Here is a 24,411-nt window from a genome sequence, read left to right on the forward strand (position 1 = left end):
CCCCAACAGTAGGGAAGCCAGAAGGGCAAGCCAGAGAGGTGTGCTCACAGATACGGGTTCGTGTGAAAAATGCGTCATGCGTTAGAAGCGTTTCAGCCTTTAGAGGCTCGATAGACCTCGCGCTTCAACTGGAGTAAGCAGTTGTGTGGTCTGCTAGCTTGTCAATGGAATAGGAAGGAGTTGCCATTCGCCCTCGTCCCATGCTTCTTTCGAGAGGAGGTCTATGGGATGAACGCCACACTCTTGCAGCTCGAAGTGATCCCTCGGACAGAAGTGTTCAAAGATGAGCTCGAAGAGTTCTTCAGGTGTAAGATTCAAATCATCCAGCGCCATATCGGTGGCGCGTTCTAGCGCAAATACATACCGAATGAAGTCTCCAGCGTGGCTAGTGGAAAGTGGGTATATATTCTTTCTAAACATATCTATATTGTCAGCCTCGAAAGAAAGGCCATGAGCGGCAGCCAGTACGATAGCCTGAAGAATACCTACCGGTACTCCATGCTTAGAGAGCTTGGCCTTCACTTTTTGTATTCTGCGAATACCTTTTATGAACATTTCTAGTTCAAATGCAGAAGTTTCCTCCGAGAAGATGCACTCGACCGGGATTAGTTTCATGGATGCGTCGTTAGAAAAGATGCTCATTGATTGCTCCATTTTGGTGGTTCACCTCAGCGAGCCCTCCACTCTCCAAACCACAGACAAGCCCAGCGATAGGCAGCCGATGAGGTAAGAGATTGGAGATACGACAAGAGGTATGAGGTTTAACGAGTAGTTAGCCAGCGGCAGAAGCTGGCGGGGTTACCCACTGGATGAGGGGAAGTTGTTTACTCCCTGAGTGGGCTGGTTCTTCCTTAGGTGCAGGGTAATTGTTTGGTTATATCGCTCGACGAGATTTATTCATTTTTGTTATGGCGAGATTGGCAATGTTTTGCCGACGGATTGGAGACGCACGCCAGGGGAAGGAACGCTGACTACAGGGCTCTGGGACTTCCGGTCAGTTTGCTCAGTCGGAGCAGCACATCGTGACTGCTGTAGATAGACCGAGAGGTAATGAATCAGGCTTACTGGAAGTTCTCGATCAGGAAAGAAACCTAACCTGTGTCCGAGCCAAGCGGCATAGCCGCCTTGCCGCCTTGCTTGACCCATCCTTAAGTTGTCCCGTCAGCGCAAACCTTGAACCTAACTGGCGTGAGTGACGGATGACCTTAAGGTTTTGCCTACGGAAGGCCCTGTTTAGTGGTTGGCACCACGGTTGATTACATCACCTACAGCGGAAACTGGTAGAGCAGCGTGGGACATTTTTTGCCCTTAAAGAGTGTGTGATAGGCACGTTATGGCCCATCCCACAGAAGATGTTTAGTCCGATGCGTCTTCAGTACATGACACCGAGACTCAAAGACTCCGCCGTTCGTATCGATAGCGAAGGCCGCTTCAACATCAACGATCTCCACAAGGCAGCCGGTGGTGAGAATCGTAAGCGTCCTAGCCTTTGGGCATACAACCAGAATACCCAAGAACTTATCGAAGAGTTAAAAGCAGGAAATCCTGCTAATAAACCCATCGTGGGTAAGCCGGGTCGATACGCTGGCACCTTCGTCGTTAAGGAGTTGGTCTACGCCTATGCCATGTGGATCAGCCCCAAGTTCCGCCTGAAAGACAGAACCAACCAACCCAACCGCAAGTTCCGCAGATTCCCAGAGTTACATCGTCCCGATGAACCTACAGGCTGGCGCTAAACTGTACGGACACATGGCCTCCAGGGACTTCCTGATCGCTATGGGAGTGAACAGTAGGAGGGGCTTCCAGATGAACAGCCAGAGCAGTCAAGTGGTGAGTCTTGTGGATCGACTGGCGTGACTAACTGGAAGCATCAGCTGCGGAGCAACGAAGTCCACATTGTCCGTACCCACGAGCGCTAGCGAGCTTACTGGTTCATGCAGTGAGGTTACTTCAAGATACCCACTGGACTTGCTTTCGGCCCTCCATGGCATCAACCAGTGAACAACCTTGAAGCCCCATCCTATCGAGGTCTGGTAAGTGGTGATGGTGGTACATCACTCATTACATCCATTCCTACCGATCAAGCCGAGAGGTTATATGAAGGTTGTCGTGGAGTTTTTCTTTTAGATTCATCTTGATGATCGTCCAATAGTTTCCCTAATACTGCGTCCGTTAGAAAAATCTATCAAGCATCTGATTTAAATACATTATTATCTATACTCCTGTTTGAATACACTCATCTAGCCAATCATCTGGGATCATATCCATGGGGGAATCGACAAGCCCTTCTTCAGCATTTTCTGTGGGGTTTTGCACATCTTCAGTCCCCAACGACTGTGCCAAGAAAGGAAGCGCTATCTCACAAGCCTTGACGTACTTACGTGCCTGACGGTCTCCCACATCAAGCAGCTCCTTGATTTCTTTCGTGGTGATAACACCAAGCTCTTGGAAGATAACGTACAGGCTGATTTTGTTGAGCGGTATGTTCCTCTCTTTCTGGTTGTGGTGATCGAGGTTCGCTATCCCAGACAGAATATCTGAGGCAGGACAGCCTAAATCACCGACCGCCCGTCCTCGCATGGCTGATCGTACGGTATTATTGATACGCTTCTCCCGATTGCTCCCCTTGCGGGATGAGTTAGAAGCCTTTTCGAGCGTCACCGCTTTACCACTGAACTGGGCACGGAGCTTGGCTGTTCGGCCCCTCCCTAACCGCCTCGTCAGGTTCGGCATCTGCTCTATCGGGTGGACTGGCCCATTGCATGTACCAAACGGCCACGCATCACTGGGCAGGTTGTCGATCTTTTGGAGGCTTCTCTCGTATCGTTCCTTGAGCGCCATCCCACGGGCCACCATTTCTTCATATCCCGGTGTCCCGCTTCTATTATGTATCTCAACATCAGACCGGGCATGACTGTTAGTGCTCCTAGCCGTTGCGGCATTCATGTTCATATCGCGTATTCCTCGCCAGTGGAACCTCCCACCAGCGAGCCCAACAGAATCCCATAGGCACAGGTCTACCTGACCGGACATACGAAAGGCCCAGTTATGCGCTTGGTTAGTTAAGTGGTGCTACTGGTGAGAGTTCAGGTAAGTGATAGGTGGTTGGTGGGGGAGATGTGCTCCTCCTTAGGTGCATGGTAATTACACGAGATGGGCACGCTCCTCCTTAGGTGCAGGGTAATTCCCAATAGGTGGGCGGCCCGGAGAGTGGGCTTGTGAGGCTCTGTGAGAGATTCTAGGGGAAAGCAGTAGGTTAGCAGCGGAAGGAGTTCTATGGGTGACAGAGAGCTTATAGGCGGGAGATATATTAGAGGGGCTGAATTGAAGCTCTGCTTGATGATAATCAGGTAGGAGTGAGGTCGTCTGTGAGTATGCTGGTTTAATACCCACAGACAGGGAGGGTGTAGGTCTTATCAGCTGTGGTCACTGTCATTGCTCAGGATCAGCGCAGCATGTTCGCAAGGGTCGCGGCCAGTTTCTCACCCTTCTCAGTTAGATACGCCAGTTTCCTTCTGCGCTCTTCAGGGTCTTCCTCCGTCCAGACCAAACCTAAGCCAGGCTTTTCGGCAGTCTGCCATTCAGACAACACAGCAACGCTTCGTGAGCAAGTTGATTGCTCGATATTGGTTTGCTTCTGAAGTTCACTTATTGATATCCCAGGATTAGCAGCGATATAGGCAAAAAGGTAAGCTACTTTCACTGGTAAGTCAGACTCAAGCTTGCGAAATTCCTCCACGATGTCCCATACGCGTTGCATGGAAATTCTTTCGCTAGGGGTCAAGCTTGATAGCTGATGTTCCATTAAACACCTCGGCTTTGTTGTCTAGAGAAATCGTAGGCTTTGAAACCTTACGTTTCAAGCTGTGTTGCTCCATTGGTAAGGGGGGCTTGTAGCTTCACATTGGCTTCTTGGAATACATTCTTAAAGTAAGACGATGGCTCATTCAGGAGTCAATCTTTACGTTATCTCATAATTTTATTAATTTACTTTAGCCGCTATTCTCAGGTCGTTCGGAACATGGCGTTCTTTGATAGTCGCCCGCTGCGTGTTAATTGACTGGTCCTCAGCGTTGGCTCAAACATAAGCGATATTGACTGACATTAGGTTGCTCCCGCATGGTGGCTCAATAACTATGGCTCACAATGCAGGGAATGGCTCAATAAATACCAACACCTATGAGCCAATTATCAAAACGGTTCAGAGGTTGGATCATAGGGTATACCTTTTGAGCTATGTAAATGTTGAGCTAGTGTATGCTAGGGTGTTTTGTAAAATTTTACCTTTAAGGTACATTGACGCAGAAAATATAAGTTATCATTTAGTTTCTATTATTTTCTATATGATTATTTTATAAATTACCTGCTTGACAAAGTGGATGTTACCTATCTTGATTAACCTAGAAGTGGATGCACTAGATAAACTGAGTTTTGCATACTTTTGTAAGCGGTATGTAGATTAATTGGAGTGAAAAATGATGAAAATACCATCTCTTATTTTGGCGACAGCCACTTTTACCTTTTCTAACTTTTCGCTATCGCAAGAGTTTTTGGGAGGCGTCGAAGTTGGCATGAGCCCGCAAGAGGTTGTTAGGACTGTAGAAGGAGCCAAGATGTTTGAAAATGGGAGCTTTCTTTCCAATGGAGCTACTGAGTTAGTTAGAAATAAAGATTACGAGGTGGTAGGTGAGACTTTTATACAAAATTTTTACTTCATTGATAATAGACTTGATCAAATTACACTGAACCTTAAAAGAGAAAGAAGTTTCGTGGATACCCTATTCGTTTTTGAGGCGCTAGTTCAAGCTTTGCGTGCCAAATACGGAAATGAAATAAACCACACTGTGAGAAGGAGGGGGGTATTCAAAAAGGCTGAAGCCGATTGGTTTACGGAGAATGGAGTTAACATCGGTATCTATTCAACGGCGGTTGAAGGTTATAACGCCATGTTAAATGTAAATTATCAAGCTAGAATATCAGAATCTGTAGACAAACTATAAAAATACCGCTGAGTTTAAACTAGATATTTATATAGTACCCATCAATCTAAATAGTGGTGTTACATATACATATACCGTCCACGTAAATTGCTTTATAGGCATTACGTCTTTTCATTGCGGCACAGGGGTCTTGAGAGCAGCTACTGGTACCGTCTTCTAAGACCGTGTTTTATGTGCCTCATTATCAATGAAATAGATTTTTCATATATAACACATTGATTTTTATGAGGGTCTCAAAAGGTATGGTATGAGCAGGTTATGGCCACCAGCGGCCGCCACTTCCAGTGCGCGGCGTGCCTGCTGCTGACCGCGAACGTCGGCTAAGTCGGCAATGGGGGCCGTGGATCTCACCGAGGCAGACAGTTGGTGGGGCGGTATTTTCTCTTGTCCCAGCAAGTGAGCAACGACCTGCCATAGGGTGTCGGCAGGTAAAACCGGTAAGTCGCCTGCTAACGCGGCTTCGTCGGCACAGGCGCGGGGAATAATCAGTGCTTTGTTGACGCGCCGCGTGGCGAGAGCAAAGGGTAATACGCCGGGTACGGCGCGTAGTTTGCCATCCAATGCCAGTTCGCCTGCGCACTCCATGCCTTCTAGCGCATCTACTGGAATCTGGCCAGAGGCGGCCAGAATACCGAGTGCAATCGGCAAATCGAAGCGGCCACCCTCTTTAGGTAGGTCGGCGGGGGCAAGGTTGAGGGTAATGCGCTTGGTGTTGGGGAAATCAAACCCGGCATTGATGAGCGCGCTGCGCACCCGCTCGCGGCTCTCTTTGACAGCGGTTTCCGGCAGGCCCACCAGCGTTAGTCCCGGCAAGCCGTTGGCTAGATGTACCTCGACATGCACGGCGGGTGCTTCCAGCCCAACCCCTGCGCGCGTGGCCACAATGGCTAGTGTCATGGCGCTCCCTCGCTAGTTTTTTATTCCTGACATAACCCTACGTTAATTGGAACGTTTAAAAATAGCGTGTGCCTGGAAAACTGACCTTAGTTAACAGTTGAGTCGGTTACTTGAGCTGGGCTGCCTGCCGACAGTGCAGCAAACAACTCTCTTGCAAAACGCTGGGCAGAGGGCAGTGCGCCAAAGCTCCATACCGGCGGTAGGCGAACTATCCTGTCATGCCTGACGCTGGGAAGTTGCTGCCACAGGCCGCTGTTTGCAAGCTGCTCTTCGACTCCGATGGGCAGTGGATCGATGATCACCAGCGTTGCTTCTGGGTAGCGCGCCAGCGCTTCAATCCCCACCAGTGAAAACCCCCAGGCATTGGTCGCTTGATCCCAGGCATTGGGGAGGTCGAGCTGCTCCAGCACGGCGTTGTATAAGCTGTTTTCCCCAAACACCCGCACGTGACGGGCATCCATAAACTGTACCATCAGCAGCGTCGCAGTTTCAGACTGAGATAGGGGGCGAGATTCGCGCAGCGTGGTCATCAATATTTGGGTCTCTTCAATAAGCTGCTCGGCCTGGGGCTGGTGCTTGGTTAACTCGCCCAGCTCACGGGTCAGGGTTTGCATCTCTTGCCAGGTATCGGTGCCGGGCGAGTAGAGCGAGAATGAAGTGACCGGGGCAATGCGCTCCAGGCGCGGTGTTAAACCGGCAAACATGGGCGAGATCAACGTCTGTTCCGGAGGCACTTGGGCCAGCAGTTCTAAATTAGGTTGGGCGCGTAGTCCCATATCGGTGGCACTGTCGGGTATCTGTGGCTCGCCCACCCACTGGTGATAATCACTCTGTTGGGCAACGCTGCTAACCGGCGCATCAATGGCTAGTAGTGTTTCAGCGATGGTCCAGTCCACCGTGGCCCACTGCGCCTGGGCAGTAGAAACGCTCAGCATACAAACGGCGAACAGCCCGCAGCGCGCGAGCAAAGAGAACAGGTTAGTGTGGCGCATGGTGGTGAGAGGCTATCCAGAAAATAAGAACTGTATTTAAACGATAATATTTATTGTTTGCAAACCTGTATTCAAGGAAAAATGCCCAGGCTGAGTGGCCTGGGCAGGTGGGGTTACAATAAATTAGCAATACTTAGATAAGTGCTTGGAACGTCGCTTAGCACAAGCGTTTAGAAACGGTAGTGAACGCTGGCGGTCACACCGCGCTCGGCGCCGAAGTAGCAGTACTCCAGCGAGTTGCAGGAGGCCACGTACTCCTTATCCAGCAGGTTGTTCACATTGAGGCGCGTTTCCACCCCTTCAACGCCGAGTTGGCTTAGATCGTAGCCAATAGTGGCATCCACCAGGGTGTAGTCAGGGACAGTTTCAGTGTTGGCTCGATCGGCGGCAATATCCGCATAGTGGCGTACGCCAACACCGACATCCACGCCGTTTAGCCAGCCCTTATTGGCCTCGTAGTGGCCCCACAGCTGTACTTGGTGGCGTGGGGAGTAAATCGCGTTGTTGCCCTGGTTGCCATCATCGCTTTTAGCGTAGGTGATGTCGGTGAAGCTATAGCCTGCCTGAACCGAGAGGGTATCCGTTAGCTGGGTTTGTGCTTCCAGCTCCAGTCCTTGAGATTCAATTTCACCTACCGCGCGGTAAGGGTCGGATGGCTGCACCTTGGTCGCGACATTCTCTTGGCTGATATGGAACAGCGCTGCACTGAATTGGCTGGCGCTGCCGTTAGGCTGGAATTTTAGGCCGGCCTCCCACTGTTCGCCTTCCATTGGTTGAAGCAGGTCGCCACTCTCATCGACGAAACTAGTGGGGGTGAAGGCAGTGGAGTAGCTTAGGTAGGGCGCTACACCATTATCAAACAAGTAGACCACACCGGCGCGGCCGCTGAACTGGGTATCGCTAAGTGAGCTGGTGTCACCGCTATCGCGGTTGGTATTGTCGATATTTACCCAGTCGTAGCGGCCGCCTAGCGTAAAGCGCCAGTTATCGACGGCGATTTGATCCTGTAGATAAACACCCGTTTGATCGATCTCGTGGCGTTCGCGGGTAGGTGCGTAAAATTCAATCGGCCCGCTACCATAAACAGGATTAAAGGCATTGACGGGGTGGAAATACCCAGTGGGCCACGATACGTCGTTTTCCCGCTGCTGGTAATCAACCCCAACGAGCAGTGTGTGATCCATAAAGCCGCTGCTGATAGTGGCTTCAAGCTGATTGTCGATAGTCCAAGCTTCTAGAGATTCATCGCTACCAGAATAGTAGCGGGTTAATTCGTCAGAGGTGGGTGACGTCCAGCCATAGCCATAGACTTGATTAAGCACCACATCGGAGTTGAGATAACGCAGTAGCTGGCGGCCCGTTACGTCGTCATTAAAGCGATGCTCCAAGGTATAGCCAGCCATGCGCTGAGTACGCTCGTAGGCGTTGTAGTCGGCTTCGCCATCAAAGAAGTTGTTACTGATCTGCTTGCCGTTCCTGGGTACTACCGCTCCTTCATAGGGCACGCCGGAGTGGTAGCCGCCTTCGGGTTCATCCTGTAGATAGGCCTCAACCGTTAGGCTGGTGTCGTCGGTGATATCCCAGCTTAGCCGTGGCGCAATGGCATAGCGCTCCTCTACGGCGGGGCCAAACTGGGTGTCGGCGGTACTGGCAATGCCGGTCAGGCGAAACGCTACTCGCTGCTCTGCGCCAATCGGCCCAGTGAGGTCAAAGGCGGCACTGCGCTGGTTATTATTGCCTACCCGAAAACGTAGCTCACCGCCTTGTTCAAATTCAGGGCGCTTACTGTTTAGCGCCACCACACCACCCGGCGACGCGCGGCCATAGAGCACCGAGGCAGGCCCGCGTACCACTTCAATGCTGTCTAGAAACCACGGATCGATGCGCATACTGCTATGGGAGTTGGCATCGCCCATCACTTTAAGACCATCTAAGAACGTGTTGCTCAAGCTGCCGTCAGAAAAGCCACGTAGTACCAGGTAGTCGAAGCGGTTGGAGGCACCCACCTGGTTGCTGTAAACACCGGGCGTGTAATCGGTGGCGCGCTGAACGGTGCTGACCCCACGGTGATCCATTTGTTCGCGGGTAATGGTAGAAACGCTTTGCGGCGTTTCAATAAAAGGGGTGGTGACTTTAGTGGCCGCCTGCTGGGCGGTTACCGTCACAGTGCCTAGCGCTGTACTTTCCAGTGTACTTTCCTGCGCACTTGCCTGAGCGTAAACCGATGGTGCCGCGAGCGCCGCGAGAACAGCGGCACTGAGCGGAGAGCGTAACAAACGGCGAGGCATAAAAGACATGGGGGTGTACCTGCAATAAGAAGCAATTAACTAATGTGTTAATGAGAATTATTGCGTTTAATTGCTTTGAAAAGGTATGCGCTATGACAAAGAGGTTATGCGTGCTGCCAAAAAATGCAGCGCAGGGGAACTTACGGCAAGACGTTATGGATAGTACGTTATGGATAGTACGTTAGCGATACTTGAAGACTTCATGCGGCGTGACACCAAAGGCCCGCTTATATGCTGTAGCAAAGTTGCTGGCGTGGCGGTAGCCGCAGGCGTGGGCAGTTTGCTGCACGCTATAACCTTTGCGCAAGTACGCCTGAGCTTGGGTCAGGCGACAACGCCGTAGGTAGTCGAATATCGAGCAGCCGTAACAGCGCTGGAACTTGGTGCGTAGGCTACTAGGGCTCATAGCGGCATTTCGGGCTAACTGCTCCAGCCGGTAATTCTGGTTGGGATAATGTTCGAGCTGCTTGCGCAAGAGCTCCAGGCGTTGGTGGTCGCGATGCAAAAGGTCTGGAGGGAGGCCTTCTTGTGTGTTTTTGTCACCGGGTTCCAGGCCAGCGGCAGGCAGGCCATGAGCTAGCAACTGGAACGCAAGGCCTTGCCATAATAGGCACAGCCGTTCTGCTGGCCAGTTCGATGCCAGTGCTGTCTCTAGGCTATGGCGAAGGAGCGGTGGTACTTGCCAAGTGTGTAGCACTGGGGTGGCTGGAGGGGCAACGTTAACAGGCGAGGAAGAGAGAGGCTCGAGACCATCTAGAATCGACACGTTGAGGGTGCTTAAGCGTTGTGGTGCAGGCTGGAATACCTCAAGCCTGGTCTGCTGGTTGAAGTGTGCACTGAAGGCGTCGCCAGCCTGTAACTGAAATGACTGGTGGCCGAGCCCCACATGGATGCAGCCCTCAAGTACCACACTGAGAAACCACGGAGCGGTACGACGGGAGGTGGAGGCATAAGCGTGCAGGACATCAAGATCTGAGTGCGTCACGCGTAGGGCCGGGGTGATCTCGATATCCATCACACGCCCGCGAGCTACGTAAGGCGATGGGGGGCGGTCAGGCGCTTCGGGAAAGCGGTAATCGATCCCGAAGCGCTGACCAAGGGCCAGCAGGTCATAGGTGGTGAGTGGCGCGAGTGTGTCGAGTGTCGCCATTCCCATTACCTCGCTGTTGAGCGGCTGCCTGCGAGTAGCGGGGCGGTGCTTAATACGCCATCGACCAGTTCAGGGTGTAGGTACGTCCGCGCCCTTGATAGTCGTAGAGGTATTCTGGACCGTAGTAGGGCGAATAGAACATGGCGGCCCGCTGGCCCCAAACGGTGGAGTACTGATCATCGAGTAGGTTCTGTATGCCCAGACTCACGGTGCCAAAATCGGTCTCCTGGCTGAGCGATAGATCGAGGGTAGTGTTGCCATCGATCTCACGATCCGCATCGTCTTTCAGGTCGAAAGTATGGCTGGCTTGCAAGCGCGCCGAACGCACGTAGTCGGTCCAGCCGATAAAGGCAGTGGAAGAGGAGAGCGAAGCATAGCGGGCGTCACGCTTCTCCCACTCCCCTTGGTCGTTCTCCTGCTCGGAGCGCACCAAGTGTAGGGTGCCGCCGACCTCCAGGCCGTTGTCGAAGTAACGGGTTACCGCGCTCTCTAGGCCAAAGTCGCGCTTCTTTTCGTCCACTACGCTGACGCTCAGATCCTGGGCGTTCTCTACCGCTTTGTCCGACCAAGCGTAGTAGAGTGCCGTTTGAGCCATCCAGTTACCCCCCTGGTAGCGCCAGCCTAGCTCCACCTGATCTGTCTCGATGGCAGATAGAGGGTTGTTATTGACACTCACCTCGGGGCTCTTGCCGTAGTATTTGGCGGGATCTGGCAGCTCGAAGCCCTGGCTAAACTGCAGCCAGTTCTGGTGACCGTTGCCGTAATCGTAGAGGGCGCTGGCATTCAATAGCGTGGCTTCGTAATCGTTCTTACCGCCGGGAATACCCTGGAAATCGTCCACTTCGACATCCATATGCTGCTGCCGCAACCCTGCGGAGAGCTTAAGCGCCTGGGTGGCTTGCCAGTCACCTTGGACGAAGCCCGAAAGCCCGTCCACCTGATAGCCTGGATAGCGGGGCTCAACACTTGAAGCCTGCTGCACCAGACCACCGGTGGTATCCGAGATATCGGTATCGAACAGCATCTGGCTGGCATCGAATTTTTCTCGATCCAGGTCGAGCCCGTAGGTCAACGAAACGTCATCACCCAGGCGCGACTCAAATAGCGCTTTAATGCCGCTTAAATCAGTGTTTTGTTGCGATGCGCGAAACTGCAGACCGTCGGCGACTGGGTAGGGAAATGCCTGAAAACTGGACTCTTCCTCCCGGTGAAACGCCTGCAGGTAGAAGTTTTGCCCCCACAGGTTAGCGTGGTGATAGTTGACGTTGACCAGCTTGCGGTCGGTTTCCGGATCGCGCTGTGAACGGTAGCCGTCGCGAATCTCGGCATCGTTCAAGTTGGGCGTGGCTGCGTCGAGGTTGGGAAAGTAAACACCCCGATTACCTTCGTAGCCGGAACGATACAGCTGGGCGCCCAGTTCCAGGCTCTGTTCGTCGGTCAAACGGAATGAGAGGTTGCCCAATACATCAATGCTGCGATTGTCCTGCAGGTCGGTCTGGGCAATATCGGGAAAGATCTCTTGGCCGCCGCCGTCGTAGTGACGGCCGTTGTCCACAATTGAGGTACCCAGGTAGCCCTGAACCCGCTCATTGCCGCCGCTGATCGATTGCGACAGGCGTCGATCCATATCATCGCTGTTGTTGAAGCCCGTGGTGATGCCAGCTTCGGTGCGCCAGTTCAGGCCTTCTTCGCCTTTGCGCGTAATGATATTGATCAAGCCCCCCGTAGCACCGCCGCCATACAGGCTGCTGGCGCCGGAAAGCACTTCTACACGCTCAATATTGAAGGGGTCAATGGCGTCGAACTGACGGGAAAGCCCACGCGAACTGTTCAGAGATACGCCATCGATAAGCACCTGCACGCCCCGACCACGCATGTTTTGCCCATAATTGGTGCGCCCTTGCGGTGCCAGATCCAGCCCCGGCACAAGTTGCCCCAATGCCGTCTTTAGGTCTGCACCATTGCGGGTCTGCTGTTGCAGCATCTCTTTGTCAATCACCCATACCGCGCCAGGTATCTGACTGATCTGGGTCGGGGTGCGGGAGCCAACCACTACCATGGTATCTTCAGCGTTTGCGTTTAGCGTGGATCCAGACGTTGTGTTTTGGGCGAAAACATTGCTGGAAAAGCCTAGTAATAGACCCGTGCCAATGAGTGCAGCCGTTGAAGAAGACCAGTCAGACATGATGAACAATCCGCGAGCAGTTAGGGAATAGGAGGCGGAGAGTATCACCACAACAGTCAATGTCAATGATATTGATTCGTGTTTATTGAGTGGGTATGACGCTCTTTACGTCATCAACATCAACGTATTAAGCCACCACTTAGTGTCGGCAATAGGCGTCGTAAGCCTATTGCCGTCCGTTCTGGGTTTAGGCGGGCTTGTTATCCTCTGAACCATCACTGTTCGGTTCAGGAGCGGGGGTTGGTGGTGCTTCTGCTTCAACGGGGGAAGGGCTCGTTGAGGTAGAAGCTTCCACGGCTGCCTCAAGGCTGGCCACTTGGCGCTCTAGAGCTTCAACGCGGGAGCGGGTGCGCTGTAATACATCCATCAAAATATCAAAGTCTTCCCGTGACACCAGCTCCAGCCTGTCAAAGGCACCACGCACTACCTGCTGTACGCCTTTTTGGATATCTTCCGGGGCTTGGGATGCGTTCTGTAAACGATCCCCAATTTGCTGGGCTAAACGGCTAATGCGATCTTGAGGCGCCATCGCTCTCTCCTTAAATGACCACGCATAAATGTGCACTGCTTACTAACTATAAGGATACGCAACCCGCAGTCGATGCGCATGCATCGTTTACAAATTAGCCTCTGGCTTCTCTTTATCGGCGGGGTGTATCGAAGGAGTGCATCGAAATGGAGCGCCGCGTTTTTATTAATGTTCTTTTATGGTGCAAGCAGGCAGTGGCGGCTGCTGCTAAGTCTTCCTTGCCACCGAATAATCTTGAGTTTTATAAAACAAACTGCTGACTTATAAGAAAAAAAAGTTGGGTGGCATGGTATGCGCATTAACGAGATAAGCAGTTAATTCGGGCGGCGCTGCCGCTACCTAATCCAGCAGGGGAGATCCGGGATGAAACTCATCACCGCTATCATCAAGCCATTCAAACTTGACGACGTTCGTGAAGCGCTCGCTGACAACGGCGTTCAGGGCATCACGGTGACTGAAGTTAAAGGCTTCGGTCGTCAAAAGGGGCATACCGAGCTGTATCGTGGTGCGGAGTACGTCGTCGACTTTCTACCCAAGGTAAAAGTTGAAGTGGCCGTGGACGACACCCGGTTAGAGAGCGTATTGGAAGCGATCTGTAGCGCGGCTAACAGCGGCAAGATCGGTGACGGCAAGGTGTTTGTGACACCGCTTGAAGACGTTATTCGGATTCGGACAGGCGAACGCGGTGCAGACGCCGTTTGAAGCTGTTTTTTCGGATCATTTCTATAGTTCAACGGGGAACTTAAAATGAATGAGTTGACTGATCTGAGCTACGCGCTCGACACGTTTTACTTCCTAATTTGCGGCGTGCTCGTCATGTGGATGGCCGCTGGCTTCTCAATGCTTGAGGCTGGCTTGGTACGTTCAAAAAACACCGCCGAGATTCTGACCAAAAATATCGCGCTATTTGCGATTGCCTGCACCATGTACTTGCTGGTGGGTTACTACATTATGTATTCCAGCAGCGCGGGTGGCTTCCTACCCAACCTTGGTTTCTTGATTGGCGCTGAAAACAGCGTGGATGCAGTGACCGCAGGCGGTGATGATGCGCCTTACTACTCAATGCGCTCTGACTTTTTCTTCCAGGTAGTGTTCGTGGCCACTGCCATGTCGATTGTGTCTGGTGCGGTTGCTGAGCGCATGAAGCTGTGGGCTTTCCTGGCCTTCGCAGTGGTGATGACAGCCTTTATTTATCCGGTGTCTGGCTACTGGACGTGGGGCGGCGGCTGGTTGTCTGAAGTCGGCTATTCCGATTACGCGGGTTCCGGCATTGTTCACTTAGCAGGTGCCGCGGCTGCCTTAGCGGGTGTATTGGTGCTTGGCCCACGTAAAGGTAAGTATGGTAAAGATGGGTCTATCCACGCGATTCCAGGCGCCAACATGCCGCTGGCCACACTGGGTACTTTTATCCTTTGGATGGGGTGGTTCGGCTTCAATGGTGGCTCTGAGTTGAAAATGTCTGATATCAGCTCTGCCAACAACGTTGCTCAAGTGTTTGTTAACACCAACGCGGCCGCTGCCGGTGGCGTGCTTGCCGCACTTATTCTTGCCAAACTGTGGTTCCGTAAAGCGGACCTTACCATGGCGCTTAACGGTGCACTGGCTGGTCTTGTCGCGATTACTGCGGATCCTCTGTCGCCCTCTGCGCTAGGCGCTGCGGTGATTGGGGCGGTAGGTGGCTTGATCGTTGTCGCTGCGATCGTCACGCTGGACAAGCTGAAGCTTGATGATCCGGTCGGCGCTATCTCGGTACACGGTGTGGTGGGTATCTGGGGCGTGCTGGCAGTTCCGCTGACCAATGGCGACGCTTCTTTCGGCGCACAGCTGATCGGTATCGTTGGTATCTTTGGCTGGGTATTCGTTGCGAGCCTGGTGGTATGGCTGGTGCTGAAAGCCATCATGGGCATCCGTGTCAGCGAAGAAGAAGAGTATGAAGGTGTCGATATTGCTGAGTGCGGTCTTGAAGCCTATCCCGAATTTAGCGTTAAGAAATAAGCTTACGCTAATGAAATGAGCTGGCGTGCTCTTTTGGCCTCCCCTAGCGGGAGGCCTTTTTGCCTTAGTGCATTGTTACAATCCATTGGCGCTGATTTTTTATTCTCTGCCTGTAGCGGTGTATGCTTAACGCTAACGGGCTTGGCTAACAGCAGTGTCCCGCCAACCTTTAATAAAAGGCCACCAAGCTAGAGGATGTCGCAATGAAATTGATCTCAGCCATTATCAAGCCGTTTAAGCTTGATGACGTACGCGAATCGCTCTCTGATATCGGCGTGCAGGGCATTACGGTAACGGAAGTGAAGGGCTTTGGCCGTCAGAAAGGTCACACAGAGCTATATCGTGGTGCAGAGTACGTGGTGGATTTTCTGCCCAAAGTAAAGCTAGAAGTTGCGGTAGATGACGATATGGCGGAACAGGTTATTGATGCCATTACGCAGGTTGCCAATACAGGCAAAATCGGCGACGGCAAAATCTTTGTCATGCCGCTGGAGCAGGTGATCCGTATTCGTACCGGTGAAACCGGTAAAGACGCGGTTTAATCGCGACGGGTGCTTCGCAGCCTAAAATTACCAAAACGCCCCGCTAAGCGGCCTGCTTAGCGGGGCGTTGCGTTGTTACTTCCGAGTTGGCAAACCTTTCCTTGCCTTCTATTTCTGACTCTTCACTTCTTACTTTTCACCCCTTACTTCTCAACAAAGGCACGCTCAATCACGTAATCGCCCGGCTCGCCCATCCGCGGGGAAATATTCAGGCCCAATTCGTCTAGCAGCGCGCTAGTGTCGTCGAGCATGGCGGGGCTGCCGCAAATCATCGCGCGGTCTTGGCGCGGATCAATCGGCGGAAGACCGGTATCTTCAAACAGCTTGCCGCTGCGAATGTGATCGGTCAGGCGCCCCATGGTGTGGAATTCTTCACGGGTAACCGTGGGGTAGTACACCAGCTTCTCGGCAATTTCTTCGCCTAAATACTCGTGAGCAGGCAGCTCTTTGGTAATAAAGTCGGCATAGGCAAGTTCAGATACTTCGCGCACGCCATGTACCAGCACAACTTTTTCAAAGCGCTCGTACACTTCTGGGTCTTGGATCAGGCTCATAAACGGTGCAAGGCCTGTTCCGGTGGAAAGCATGTAGAGGTTGCGGCCGGGAAGTAGGTCATCGCATACCAGCGTGCCCGTAGGCTTGCGGCTGACCATAATTTGGTCGCCAACTTGAAGGTGCTGCAAGCGCGAGGTGAGCGGGCCATCGGGTACTTTGATGCTGAAAAATTCCAGATGGTCTTCGTAGTTGGGGCTGGCGATGGAGTAAGCACGCATCAACGGTTTGCCGTTCACTTCCAGGCCAATCATCACAAACTGACCATTTTTGAAGCGTAGGCTACGCTCGCGAGTGGTGCGGAAGCTGAACAGGGTGTCGTTCCAATGGTGAACGCTGAGGACTTCTTCCAAGGCAAACTTGCTCATGCTAACTCCTCCAATGGGCAGAGTGGCCTAAGCCTCGTCTGCCATATTCTAAAAAAGCATAAAAGATGGCTAAATATGTTGCTGCTAATTCTAAATAAAGAGAGATATATCTGTTAAGCAAATTATACTGATAACACTTATCTAAAAAATAGATATGCCGCCGAAACAAGATAGGTTGTCTCTATGCATTACACCCTGCGCCAGTTGGAAGTCTTTGTGGCGGTCGCCCAGCACGAAAGTGTTTCTCAGGCGGCGCGTGCTCTTGCTATGTCCCAATCTGCTACCAGTACGTCGCTCGCGGAGCTTGAGCGTCAGTTTGACTGCCAGCTTCTCGACCGCATGGGAAAACGGCTGAAGCTTAATGCGTTAGGCTTTCAACTGTTGCCAAAAGCGGTGGCCTTGCTGGACAGGGCCGAAGAGGTAGAGGAACTGTTGCGCGGCCAGCAGGGCGTAGGCGCATTAGATGTGGGCGCAACGCTAACCATTGGCAACTATCTAGCCACTCTGTTGATCAGCGATTTCATGCAGCGCTACCCCGGCAGTCGGGTGCGGCTAGCAGTGCGTAACACGCGTCACATCATTGAGAGTGTACGCCAGCACTCGCTTGATTTAGGGCTGATTGAAGGGCAGTGCGACGACGATATGATTATCAGCCAGCCATGGGTAGAGGATGAGCTGTGCGTCTTCTGCTCGCCGCGCCACCCGTTGGCGGGTCGCGAGCATCTTGAGCTGGAACAGCTGTTGCGTGAAGACTGGATTATGCGCGAGGAGGGCTCTGGCACCCGCATGACCCTTGAGCACGCCGCGCGGCATCGGCGTAGTCGGTTTAATACCCTATTGGAGCTTGAACATACCGAGGGTATTAAACGGGCAGTAGAATCAGGCCTGGGGATTGGCTGCGTTTCCAGGCTAGCACTGCGTGATGCTTTCCGGCGTGGCAGCTTAGTGCCTCTGCCAACACCGGAATTAGACTTAAAACGTCAGTTCACTTTCATCTGGCACCGCCACAAGTACCTTACCACGGGGGTACGAGAGTTCTTGCGACTTTGCCGCGAGATGACCGCGGGTGCCAAGCGCAGCGATGATATTCCACTGCCGCCGATTCCTTAGTCACTCAATACGATAGTCACTCAATACGATAGTCACTCAATACGATGGCAAAACGTTGGGCGAGTTGACTGCTAGGGGAGCCGAAGGGTGTCGAGACAGCTTGAAGCTGCTGATGGTGCCCTTAAGATGATCAGCTTGCTCTTTCAGCTGTTCAGCGGCAGTGGTGGACTCTTCCACCATGGCAGCATTCTCCTGGGTCATACGGTCAAGTTCAGACACGGCGATATTGATCTGCTTGATGCCATCGCTCTGCTCACTCGTGGCGGAGTTGATTTCTTCCAACACATCGGTGACGCGAGTGATATGAGCGACTATATCCTGCATGGTTGCGCCCGCGTTTTGCACTAATGCGGTACCGTTATTGACTCTGCTTTGTGAGTCTTCAATGAGTTTTTGAATATCGTTGGCGGCTTCACTGCTGCGCCCTGCTAATTTGCGTACTTCATCAGCAACTACTGCAAAACCACGGCCATGTTCCCCTGCCCGGGCGGCTTCTACGGAGGCGTTAAGGGCCAGCAAGTTGGTTTGGAAGGCAATACTGTTCATTAGCGTGACGATTTCGCCAATTTTATGGGAGGCCTGGGAAATATCTTCCATCGTGGTAACCACATTGGCGACCACTTGCCCGCCTTCTTTAGCTACTTTCGAGGCCGTTTGAGAGAGCTTGTTGGCTTCTTGGGCCGAGGCCGCGGTGTGCTCCACGGTGCTGGTTATCTGCTCTACTGAAGCGGAGGTCTGCTGCAGGCTAGAAGCCGCGTTATCGGTACGGCGGGATAGATCCTGGCCGCCCAGGGCAATTTCGTTAGCGGCATGGTGCACCGATTCACTGCTGGTGCGTACATCGACCAATACCGCTTCCATTTTGCCCACAAAGCGGTTGAAAGCACCGCAAATCTGGGCCACTTCATCACGGCCCTGCTCGGGAAGTCGTCGGGTTAGATCGCCTTCGCCGCTGGCAATGTCATCCAGGGCATCACGCGCCCGTTCTAGGCCAGCGAAAGTACGTTTAAGCCACAGGCTCAACAGCAGAGCCGTGACAGCAATGATGGCGATTAGCGTCAACAATGAAGACTTGAGGATGGCACGCAGCCCTGCAGTGGCTTCATACTCGTCTAATGCCACGCCGAGTTCCCAGTCGGTTCCTGTGATGGGGGTCACTGAGAGTCGTTTATCCAGGCCATCGACTTCGATAGGCTCCCACGCGTCTTGCACAGCACTTAGCTGTTCGATGGACGCAGGGGACAGAGTGTCGCTAATTCGGCTCAGCGGTTTGAGCGTCAGTGCAGTATCGGGGTGGGCAATCACTGTCTCGCCACCGCTACTTAGAAAGGCGAAACTCGAAGGCGTTGGCCGAATAGCGTTGACCTGACTGACTAGATTGTCGATGACGACATCGCCGCCGATTACCCCATACAAACGGCCATTACGCTTGACTGGCGTAGCAAAGGTAACCACTAGCTGATTGCTATTAGCGTCCACGTACGGCAGCGAGACGATAGTACGATCCTGCTTTGTTGCTGCTTGGTACCAGTCACGCTGGCGTGGATCATAATCGCTGCCTGGTACCCAGCCATCGGACGAAAGGTGGCTACCATCGGCTTGGCCGAAAAATGCCGTTAGGAAACCGCCTGACGCTGCTACCTGAATGAGTGGCGCAAGCGGGTCATTATCGATCACTGGCGTGCGCGCGGCTTCTAGTATGGCGGCTCGGGCATCAATCCACTCCTCAATGGCCAGGGCGTTACCCTGTGCAATTGAGGCCAACTGCTGAGTTACCTGCTGGTCATTATGTGTTTGCAGGGTCAGGTAGCTGACTGAGGCATTAATAGTCAGTGCTAGCGTAATTACCATTAACGTGATGATAAGAATACGCAAGCGTAGGGACGACAGCATGAATATAGTCTCGCTAGTTAGGAAAGCTAAGGCCTGAAATAGGCCACTTTGTATGTACTATCTGCTATGTACTATCTGATAAGTACTATCTGCAGCCCTACTATCGGCATCAATGATTACGACTTTAGGCGTATGCTTAAGATCGTGTAGTTATCGGTTCGCAAGGGGGAGAACACGCCCTGAAGCAAACTGAGCTAAGGCAGGATGGATAACGAGGTGGGCCTCGAAATGAGGCCTGGCAGGATAATGACCGCCGGAGCCCAGCGTAGCGATAAACCTGCGCTACTGCCGATCTCCTGGCGGCCTGATTTAATAGCTGTTTAGTACTGTGCCAGCGTTGGCGCAGGCAGTGTGTGTTGGCTCTGTGAGTGGCGGCTGTCATGTGCTTCAAGCGTGAAGCCACCCACCAGTGCATCGAGCCGATCCGCCTGATCTTTTAGCTGTTCGGCGGCGGTGGTGGACTCCTCCACTAGGGCTGCGTTTTGCTGAGTCATCTGATCTAGATCGGTGACGGCAATGCTTACCTGACTGATACCATCGTTTTGCTCTCGCGCGGCCGTACTGATATCGCCGAGCATTTGAGTAACGCGCGTCACGCTTTGAGCCAGTTCATGCATGGCAGCTTCGGCATCACGCACCATTTGTGTGCCGCTTTCTACCTTACCTGCCGAGGCATCGATGCGTTGGCGAATATCTTTAGCGGCGTCGCTGCTGCGCGAGGCGAGTTTACGTACCTCATCAGCTACGACGGCAAAGCCACGACCATGCTCCCCTGCACGGGCAGCCTCTACGGATGCGTTTAGCGCCAGCAGGTTAGTTTGGAAAGCGATGCCATCAATGACACTGACAATGCTCTGAATTTCATCAGAGTTGGTGCGAATATCCGTCATCGTGGCGACCACCTGCTCAAACGCACTGTCAGTACGGGACGCGAGCTCCGAGGCGGTTTGGGAAAGCCCGCTGGCTTCCTGAGAGGCGTGGGTGGTGTGGCCAACGGTACTGCTGATCTCTTCCATGGCTGAAGAGGTCTGTTGCAGGCTAGCGGCGGCCTGTTCGGTACGCCGAGAAAGATCGTGCCCTCCTTGGGTAATCTCATTGGCTGCATGGTTGACTGCTTCGCTGCTGCGCCGTACATCCAGCAAGATGGTTTGGATTTTCTCCGCGAAGGCATTGAACTGTTCTGCCACTGCTGCGCTCTCGTCGCGGCCATGAACTGGCAAGCGTTGGGTAAGGTCACCATGCCCTGTTGCGATCTCTTCCATCCGGTTGGCCAGGCGTTTAAGAGGGCGCGCGATTCGTCCACCAATCCACCATAGTGCGCCGACACCAATGGCTGCCAGCAGTAAGCCCACCAGTGTCATGCCGAACGTGTTTTGCTGGCGCTGCTCACTGAGCACGTCTTGCAAGGCATTCAGTTCGGCCAGTACCACCGACTCGGGAAGCTGCAGTACCAGCACCCAGGGCTGACCCGTATTGCCAAGAGCGATAGGCTGATAACGCTGGAACATACCGTCGGCCGTGCTGCTGTGTAGGTTGCCCTGCGTTGTTGCCTGCTCAATGCCTGCCAACAGCGTGTCACTTAGCGAATCGCTAGCGGGCAATCCTAAAGCTTGCCCCCCAGCGGTATCAGCTACCAAACCGCCACGTCCCGCCACTAGTGTCATCCGGCCAGCGCCGTTATAAAGCGCCTGGTTAGCATCGCTTAACAGGGTTTGGATAAAGTTAAGCGCTAAATCAATCCCCGCCACACCGCGAAACTCGCCATCTACCAAAATCGGTGCGTTGAACGAAGCGACTAGCTGGGTTTCGCCGCCGAAGTCGTAAGCTGCAGGGTCGATAATACAAGGAGCTAAGGTTTCCCGCGGACACAGATAGTACTCGCCTTCGCGCACGCCGCTTGCCAGGGGCGTTTCGCTCTCTATGTCCTCACCTAGCGGCAGTATCGCCAGCTCGCCATCATCAGTGCGGTACCACCAAGGCATAAAGCGGCCGCTGGCGTCATGGCCGTAGCGCTCGTCACCTGCGTAGCGAGCGTCATCTCCAAAGGCGTTGGGCTCCCAGCCGATATAGGCATCCAATAGGTCTGGGTTATCGGCGACGGTTTGGCGCACAAGGTTTGATAGCTGTCGGCGGCTTAGGTAGAGCGCGCGTTGGCCTTCTGCATCGTCCATGCCCATTAACGCATTGGTTGTGGCTAGTTGGCTGGCCAGCGTCATTGCTTTGTCCAGCTCGCGCTGAATGCGCTGGCCTTCCGCTTCGGCAATGGCGTTTAAGCGAGCATTCAGCGCGCCTTCCATGAGCTCACTGGTGTGGTCATCCACGGTTTGTTGGGTATGAGCGGCGGCGATCAGGTTATACACCACCAGGGCTGCCACAATGGCTAACAGGCAAGGACCTGCAAGTGCCACGACAAAAGAGCGTAATGAGCGAAAATGCATAGTGTAATCCCTAGGCGATATGGCGACGTTGGTTGTCAGGTGTTTGATAGGGCACTTGCAAAGCAGGCGTAGCAGCGTGGGACAGTTTAAAGCTGCTGATCGTCCCTGCGAGATGCTCTGCTTGCTCTTTCAGTTGCTCAGCAGCAGTAGTGGACTCTTCCACCATGGCAGCGTTTTCCTGGGTCATGCGATCAAGCTCGGCAACGGCAATATTGACTTGATTAATGCCATCGCTCTGCTCGCTGGTGGCTGCGTTAATCTCCTCCAGTACATCGGTAACACGGGTGATATGGGTAACAATATCCTGCATCGTCGCACCCGCATTTTGTACCAGAGAGGTGCCATTGTTGACTTTGCTTTGTGAGTCTTCGATTAGCTTTTGAATATCGTTGGCAGCTTCGCTACTGCGTCCCGCCAGTTTACGGACCTCGTCGGCCACTACGGCAAAGCCGCGGCCATGTTCGCCGGCACGGGCCGCTTCTACAGAGGCGTTGAGTGCCAGCAGATTGGTTTGGAAGGCAATGCTGTTCATCAGCGTGACAATTTCACCAATTTTATTAGAGGCTTGAGAAATGTCTTCCATTGTTGTGACGACATTTGCCACCACTTGGCCACCTTCCTTCGCAACGTTTGATGCTGCATGGGAGAGCTGGTTGGCTTGCTGGGCGGATGCGGCAGTATGCTGAACGGTGCTGGTTATTTCCTCGATCGACGCAGACGTTTGCTGCAGGCTTGCGGCCGCGTTATCGGTACGGCGTGATAAATCCTGACCACCCATGGCAATTTCGTTGGCCGCGTGATGAACCGCTTCACTGCTTGTACGGACATCAACTAATACGGCTTCCATTTTGCCGACAAAACGGTTGAACGCGCTGGCAATTTGGGTCACTTCATCGTTGCCTTCTTCTGGCAAACGTAGGGTTAAATCGCCATCTCCCGAGGCAATGTTATCCATCGCGCTGCGCACGCCAAGCAGTCGACGAAGCATCAATGAAAGCAGAACTCCAAATATAACGGCGGTGATGGCCGCGACAATCAGCAAAGTGATAATCGAGGTAGTCGCAATGGCACGCAGGCCTGCGGTGGCTTCGTGCTCATCAAGCGCCACTACTAACTGCCAGCCACTACTGCCGCCCACTGTGCTGCCCATCAGCAGCTTGCCACTGTTTTGCAGCTCAAGCGCTTGCGGCTCTTCGGCTTGGATAATCTTGGCCAAGCTGTCGTTGGTTAGATCGCTGCTCAACACTGAGGACGGCTCAAGCGTTAACTCGGCGTCAGGATGCGCTACGAGCGTGCCATCTTCCGTCGTCAAAAAACCAAAGCTTGAAGGTGTCGGGGCGATACTGGCCACAATATCAATGACATCTTCAATGGTGATGTCTGCGCCAATGACAGCAGCGAGCTGCCCGTTACGGTAGAAGGGGCGTGCAAAGGTAACGATTAACCCCCCTGTTTGGGCATCGACATAAGGCGTTGTGATAATGGTGTCTTTGGCGTTGGCAGCGTCCTGATACCAGGGGCGTTGGCGAGGGTCATAATCACTAGGTGGCTGCCAGTTATCAGAAAAAACAGCATCAGACGTGGAGGGATAAGCCATATAGGCCGTCATGAAGCTTCCAGAATCAGCCAACTGACGCAATGCGGCAAGTGGGTCGCTGCTGCCAACAGCATCATCCATGCTGGCCAGCATGGTATAGCGAGCGTTAAACCACTCATTAATTGCCTGGGTGTTACCGTTAACGACGGCACTGAGATTGCGGCTTACTTGTTGATTGTTGTGATGCTTGACGGTGGTGTAGCTGGCTATGCCATTAATGATGAGGGCTACAATAATGGCCGTGAGGGCGGCTAGTAAGATGCGGGCTCGTAGGGAGGAAAACATGGTCGCTCTCTAAATCGTCAGGGGTCAGACGACTATCGGCAAAAGCGACCACTTCTTTAGCAGAAAAGCGTGCTTAGTGGGAAAGCGAGAGTGACGTAGAGAGCATTAGCGTAAGTCGCTAACGGCGTTTTGAATATCGGCCAGGGAAGCTTTACTCAAATCTTTTGAAAGCGTGTGAATGACCAACTTGTGGGTGGTGTTATCGAGCTTTTCTCGCAGTAGCCCAAGAAATTTCGGCGGCGCGACCATAATAAGCTTTTCCATGCTGTTATCGACGCGTGCGTCATATAAGCGCTTGGCAACTTCTTTGGCAAACAACTCATTTTCATGCTGCGAGGCGGCGCCCTCCTCTCCTGACGAGCGCGATGAGGTTGACGTAGATTCATGAACATCGGCACCGCGGCGATCGGTGATTAAATCACCTTCATGCAGCCTGCCTGCTGCGTGTACAAGGCTCTCATGCTCAGTGAGATTCAACGCATCACGGGTGAAAATACGCGCGCGGGCGGCGTCAGCTACCACGATATAGGTGGTCATCGTCGTACGTCCTCCTTGTCGTTAGTTACTCTCTAACCATGGCAATCATTTGC

At 53.0% G+C, this 24,411-nt stretch carries 19 protein-coding genes and 1 pseudogene; 6 read left to right on the forward strand and 14 right to left on the reverse strand.

All coding sequences use genetic code 11. The features are described 5' to 3' along the window. Positions 1 to 153: 153 nt before the first annotated feature. Entirely contained in the window at positions 154 to 642 is a 489-nt protein-coding gene (locus K7H08_RS09550; RefSeq protein WP_231657776.1) for a hypothetical protein, read from the reverse strand. A 737-nt stretch (positions 643 to 1,379) separates the two neighbouring features. Here K7H08_RS09550 and K7H08_RS09555 point away from each other — a divergent pair. Continuing rightward, on the forward strand, positions 1,380 to 1,736 hold the full coding sequence (locus tag K7H08_RS09555) for a KilA-N domain-containing protein (protein WP_231657777.1): 357 nt from the start codon (positions 1,380 to 1,382) through the stop codon (positions 1,734 to 1,736). A gap of 478 nt (positions 1,737 to 2,214) precedes the next feature. Here the strand turns inward: K7H08_RS09555 and K7H08_RS09560 are convergent, their stop codons facing one another. Continuing rightward, on the reverse strand, positions 2,215 to 2,580 hold the full coding sequence (locus K7H08_RS09560) for a hypothetical protein (protein WP_231657778.1): 366 nt from the start codon (positions 2,578 to 2,580) through the stop codon (positions 2,215 to 2,217). An 865-nt stretch (positions 2,581 to 3,445) separates the two neighbouring features. Beyond that, positions 3,446 to 3,760 (reverse strand): MarR family winged helix-turn-helix transcriptional regulator, encoded by a 315-nt coding sequence (locus K7H08_RS09565; protein ID WP_231657779.1) that lies wholly within the window; start codon positions 3,758 to 3,760, stop codon positions 3,446 to 3,448. Positions 3,761 to 4,475: 715 nt separating this feature from the next. Between K7H08_RS09565 and K7H08_RS09570 the strand changes: the two genes are divergently transcribed. Further along, positions 4,476 to 5,000 carry a hypothetical protein gene (locus K7H08_RS09570; RefSeq protein WP_231657780.1) on the forward strand — a complete coding sequence of 175 codons (525 nt, stop codon included), beginning with the start codon at positions 4,476 to 4,478 and terminating at the stop codon, positions 4,998 to 5,000. A 249-nt stretch (positions 5,001 to 5,249) separates the two neighbouring features. Here K7H08_RS09570 and K7H08_RS09575 read toward each other — a convergent pair. The 6 genes and pseudogenes from K7H08_RS09575 to K7H08_RS09600 all read right to left on the reverse strand — a co-directional run. Then, positions 5,250 to 5,897: pseudogene (locus tag K7H08_RS09575) on the reverse strand (magnesium chelatase domain-containing protein); the annotation flags it as partial. 86 nt (positions 5,898 to 5,983) lie between these two features. Next, a complete protein-coding gene (locus K7H08_RS09580; protein ID WP_198348777.1) occupies positions 5,984 to 6,889 on the reverse strand; it encodes an ABC transporter substrate-binding protein in 906 nt (301 codons plus the stop codon). A gap of 170 nt (positions 6,890 to 7,059) precedes the next feature. Next, positions 7,060 to 9,177, reverse strand: a complete 2,118-nt coding sequence (locus K7H08_RS09585; protein WP_370687207.1) for a TonB-dependent siderophore receptor — start codon at positions 9,175 to 9,177, stop codon at positions 7,060 to 7,062. Between the two features lie 181 nt (positions 9,178 to 9,358). Next, on the reverse strand, positions 9,359 to 10,327 hold the full coding sequence (locus K7H08_RS09590) for a helix-turn-helix transcriptional regulator (RefSeq protein ID WP_231657782.1): 969 nt from the start codon (positions 10,325 to 10,327) through the stop codon (positions 9,359 to 9,361). Between the two features lie 49 nt (positions 10,328 to 10,376). After that, on the reverse strand, positions 10,377 to 12,512 hold the full coding sequence (locus K7H08_RS09595; RefSeq protein ID WP_231657783.1) for a TonB-dependent receptor: 2,136 nt from the start codon (positions 12,510 to 12,512) through the stop codon (positions 10,377 to 10,379). Positions 12,513 to 12,699: 187 nt separating this feature from the next. Next, complete coding sequence (locus K7H08_RS09600; protein ID WP_038479490.1) at positions 12,700 to 13,041, reverse strand: accessory factor UbiK family protein; 342 nt, start codon at positions 13,039 to 13,041, stop codon at positions 12,700 to 12,702. Positions 13,042 to 13,404: 363 nt separating this feature from the next. On the opposite strand from K7H08_RS09600, the gene K7H08_RS09605 reads away from it, so the two are divergent. The 3 genes from K7H08_RS09605 to glnK all read left to right on the forward strand — a co-directional run bounded on the left by K7H08_RS09605 (position 13,405) and on the right by glnK (position 15,578). Beyond that, a complete protein-coding gene (locus K7H08_RS09605) occupies positions 13,405 to 13,743 on the forward strand; it encodes a P-II family nitrogen regulator (protein ID WP_038479487.1) in 339 nt (112 codons plus the stop codon). A gap of 45 nt (positions 13,744 to 13,788) precedes the next feature. Beyond that, positions 13,789 to 15,036, forward strand: a complete 1,248-nt coding sequence (locus K7H08_RS09610; protein ID WP_038479484.1) for an ammonium transporter — start codon at positions 13,789 to 13,791, stop codon at positions 15,034 to 15,036. Positions 15,037 to 15,239: 203 nt separating this feature from the next. After that, the gene (gene glnK / locus K7H08_RS09615; protein WP_009098335.1) at positions 15,240 to 15,578 is read left to right on the forward strand and encodes a P-II family nitrogen regulator; all 339 of its coding nucleotides are present in this window, start codon (positions 15,240 to 15,242) and stop codon (positions 15,576 to 15,578) included. A gap of 143 nt (positions 15,579 to 15,721) precedes the next feature. Here the strand turns inward: glnK and K7H08_RS09620 are convergent, their stop codons facing one another. Next, the gene (locus tag K7H08_RS09620; protein WP_038479478.1) at positions 15,722 to 16,498 is read right to left on the reverse strand and encodes a ferredoxin--NADP reductase; all 777 of its coding nucleotides are present in this window, start codon (positions 16,496 to 16,498) and stop codon (positions 15,722 to 15,724) included. Positions 16,499 to 16,681: 183 nt separating this feature from the next. On the opposite strand from K7H08_RS09620, the gene K7H08_RS09625 reads away from it, so the two are divergent. Continuing rightward, entirely contained in the window at positions 16,682 to 17,608 is a 927-nt protein-coding gene (locus K7H08_RS09625) for a LysR family transcriptional regulator (RefSeq protein WP_009723195.1), read from the forward strand. 36 nt (positions 17,609 to 17,644) lie between these two features. Here K7H08_RS09625 and K7H08_RS09630 read toward each other — a convergent pair whose 3' ends face one another. The 4 genes from K7H08_RS09630 to K7H08_RS09645 all read right to left on the reverse strand — a co-directional run bounded on the left by K7H08_RS09630 (position 17,645) and on the right by K7H08_RS09645 (position 24,358). Beyond that, complete coding sequence (locus tag K7H08_RS09630; protein ID WP_038479474.1) at positions 17,645 to 19,501, reverse strand: methyl-accepting chemotaxis protein; 1,857 nt, start codon at positions 19,499 to 19,501, stop codon at positions 17,645 to 17,647. A 320-nt stretch (positions 19,502 to 19,821) separates the two neighbouring features. Then, positions 19,822 to 21,939, reverse strand: a complete 2,118-nt coding sequence (locus K7H08_RS09635) for a methyl-accepting chemotaxis protein (RefSeq protein ID WP_120386070.1) — start codon at positions 21,937 to 21,939, stop codon at positions 19,822 to 19,824. Between the two features lie 10 nt (positions 21,940 to 21,949). Beyond that, positions 21,950 to 23,821 carry a methyl-accepting chemotaxis protein gene (locus K7H08_RS09640; RefSeq protein WP_231657784.1) on the reverse strand — a complete coding sequence of 624 codons (1,872 nt, stop codon included), beginning with the start codon at positions 23,819 to 23,821 and terminating at the stop codon, positions 21,950 to 21,952. 105 nt (positions 23,822 to 23,926) lie between these two features. Continuing rightward, on the reverse strand, positions 23,927 to 24,358 hold the full coding sequence (locus K7H08_RS09645; RefSeq protein WP_038479465.1) for a host attachment protein: 432 nt from the start codon (positions 24,356 to 24,358) through the stop codon (positions 23,927 to 23,929). Positions 24,359 to 24,411: the final 53 nt, after the last annotated feature.

The organism is Halomonas sp. IOP_6, assembly GCF_021151565.1.
GTDB lineage: Bacteria > Pseudomonadota > Gammaproteobacteria > Pseudomonadales > Halomonadaceae > Vreelandella > Vreelandella alkaliphila.